Origin of the sequence: Okeania sp. SIO3I5 (assembly GCF_010672085.1) — a bacterium.
GTDB lineage: Bacteria > Cyanobacteriota > Cyanobacteriia > Cyanobacteriales > Microcoleaceae > Trichodesmium.
Map to the genome: position 1 here is coordinate 1 of NZ_JAAHHT010000462.1, position 2,915 is coordinate 2,915.

The following is a 2,915-nucleotide window of genomic DNA, read 5'->3' on the forward strand; positions in this document are numbered from 1 at the left end:
AGAAGTAAGTGTCGTGAGTTCAGCCGTGTGCTCTTACGATCTTTTGCAATCTAATTGCTTTATTGGCCAATATTATTACTTTGATGCCGTTTTCGCCTGTCGCGGATATGTTTACGGAGCATGACCTAGGAAAATACTGCGCGACATTAAAGGCGGAACCTAGTGGCAGCTATATCGCTTGCCCACCGACAGCAACAACTTTTGCTTTTATAGGTATAGATACTCCTGAAACCGAAAATTTATTATTGAGTTCAGAAGAAGGGAAAGATCCAGATCCAGATCCAGATCCAGATAAAGATAAAGGAAAAGTTATTCATCCGGAGACTAAAAATATTAATAGTATTGCTACAATTCATGTCTAGTAGGGGTTTGGTCTCCAAACCCCCCTACCAAATTTGGAATTTTTGCTAATACTCCCATATCTAATAGACATCTCCGGAAATTAAAAATCAAATCAATTCTCATCCAGAAATTATCTATTCTTTCTTCCTGTTCCCTGTTCCCTGTTCCCTGTTCCCTCTTTTCCGGAGAGGTCTAATATTCATATTCCCGCGATGACTCGTTCAAAGCGTACTGCCGAAATTTTTGCCACATCTTTTGTGCTTCCTCTCGATCGCCCTTAGCTTCCAATAACCTCGCCAGTAACTTGTAAGCGATCGCCTTTGTATTTATTAATTCAATGGCCTCTCGCAAATAAGTTTCTGCTTCTGCATAACGCTGTTGCTCCAGCAATACCCAACCCATATTTTTCAGCAAAGCATAACGAAGAAGTGGATCGGTTTTAGCTTTGTCTTTCTGGAAAGCTTTTTCGAGTAGGGCAATAGCTTCCGAGTATTGTTTTTCTTTAATATAAAGTCGAGCTAAGTTACTGTAAGCTTCCGAAACTCCCTCGGCAATAAGGTACTCACTCCTTGCTTTGTCAAATTGGTTTAGTCTTTCATAAGTTGCACCGAGGTTATAATGTCCTTTTTTGTAATTTGGTTTTAACAGTAAAGCGCATTGGAAATAAAACCGAGCTAGTTGATATTGTTTGACTAAATAATTATCAACTCCGCAGTCGTTAAGCTGCACATAAAGTTGGGGAAATAGTAACCGGAAACTTGCTAAAGATAATAACAACAAAATTACCCACCGAATATGGTCTTTAATTCTGGTGGGTTCTTTTTCTGCTAATACTTTTTCTATCCAATTTCGGTTAAAAGCTTGAGCATAAATCGGATTATAAATTTTTAACTTCCCTTCTTCTTTCCTAACTATACCTGCTAACTGTAATTCTGCTTGTAAGGGATTATTTGTTGCTCGAATTTTGCCCTTTTGTAAAATTTTCTGATACAAGCGTAATAATTTGCTGATAGAATATTTGCTGGTGAGAAGGCGATTCTTTATGGTCTGTAAATGTTCTGGTTCTTCGTCATATTCCCAATTTTGAATAATGTTTGAAAGTGCCAACTTTTCCACCTCCTGTTTTTCTAAACCAGTAGAAATTTTGGTGGATGATGTAGCAACTAACTGACATAATTTTTGTGTTAAAAAAGGTTGTCCTCCCGTCCAAAAAATTATTTCTTTGAGAACTTCTTGACGACGACCTACTTTTTTTAATAATCCTTCTGCTAAAGGCAATATTGCTGGAAATTCCAAACCTGAAAGCTCAATTCCATTACCAATCATAGTAAGGGAAAAATCGGAAATTTCTACCACGCCAAACAAAGCAAAAGTTAACCGTTGATATGCTGAATTATTTTCTCGTTTTTTATAAAATTTTTGAATCAAACTAAGAAAAACTTCTAGAGATAAATCTGATATTCGCAAACAATCTACTTCATCAATAAAAATTACAATATTTTTGTCAATTTTCGTTAAAACTACCTGCTCGATAAATTCAATCAAACGTTCTTTAGGTTCTAATACTTCTCGTTTCAACCACCAACTTAAACAGTCAACTTCCAATCGCAAACCACTAGCTATTTCTTGCACAATTCCAGCATAAATTTGTCCGACATTACTTTCTGTGCTGACAATTGCCATTAAATCTATTTCCACACAAGCAATATCTTCTTTTCGCAGTCGTTCTGCCGTCCTAATCCGCAAACTTGACTTACCTGTTTGCCGAGCATTAAAAACATAACAATACTCTCCTTTTTTCAGAGTATTATAAATCTCTGTATCTGCCTGTCGCACTACATAATTAGAATTATCTAAATCTAGACTACCCCCTACTTTGTAATTAAAAGACTTATAAAATGGATTCATTCAACATCTCCCCAATAATTTTCAAAATACAAACGATAAAGTTTGCAGCTAACTGATATTTTACCATTCCGGTCTTTAACTAATCCTAAATTCATAAGCGTCTTAATAGCATGACTTTTGAGATTTCCTATATCTTCGCCCTTAATTATTTTCAGAAAACATTTAGCTAAGTCTGGATACTCTTTTAAAACTCCGTCTGGATGCTGTTTTAAAATTGCTAAATATTCTTGTAAATAAGGACTATGATAAATACCATCTTTTGTCGGAGCAGTTTCTAAGATTTTCTCTAATGTCATGCCATTACAAGTTTTAAGACTATGAAAAGTCAAATCTACTAAATAAGGATGACCTTCCACCATTTTCATTAGTTCCTCTACTTGATAGTTATCTAAGTTAAGTTGATAATTTTCAGCCAATTGTTGTACTTGTTTGGGTGTAAATTCTGGCACTTCAATAGTCGTACCGATGTTAAAGGGGGATTGATTAGGATTGATTTTCATCTCAATATTCGGAGCATAAGAAATGACTAATCGTAAATTTTGCCAGAGATGATTTCTACTAGCTTTATCACTCCAAGAGCGGAGCATTCCCAAGAAATCTTGATCGATTTCGTTGATACGAAGCAATTCTAAATTATCTAAAAATAAAACCATAGGGCATTTTAA

The 2,915-nt window shown here is 35.4% G+C and carries 3 protein-coding genes; 1 reads left to right on the forward strand and 2 read right to left on the reverse strand.

Features of this window, described 5'->3' with window-relative positions; genetic code table 11:
- The first annotated feature begins 62 nt into the window (after window positions 1-62).
- Window positions 63-362: a hypothetical protein gene (locus F6K40_RS39615; RefSeq protein ID WP_293145631.1), complete on the forward strand. Its 300-nt coding sequence runs from the start codon at window positions 63-65 to the stop codon at window positions 360-362.
- A gap of 172 nt (window positions 363-534) precedes the next feature.
- Here F6K40_RS39615 and F6K40_RS39620 read toward each other — a convergent pair whose 3' ends face one another.
- Together F6K40_RS39620 and F6K40_RS39625 are read right to left on the reverse strand one after the other, a co-directional pair.
- The gene (locus F6K40_RS39620) at window positions 535-2,250 is read right to left on the reverse strand and encodes an AAA-like domain-containing protein (RefSeq protein ID WP_293145633.1); all 1,716 of its coding nucleotides are present in this window, start codon (window positions 2,248-2,250) and stop codon (window positions 535-537) included.
- A partial coding sequence (locus F6K40_RS39625; protein ID WP_293145636.1) for an AAA-like domain-containing protein occupies window positions 2,247-2,915 on the reverse strand: 669 nt, incomplete at its 5' end. The genes F6K40_RS39625 and F6K40_RS39620, both read right to left, overlap by 4 nt.

Bases quoted from the DNA above. Each gene is read 5' to 3' on its own strand.
- F6K40_RS39620 (WP_293145633.1), bottom strand. From the start codon at position 2,250: ATGAATCCATTTTATAAGTCTTTTAATTACAAAGTAGGGGGTAGTCTA.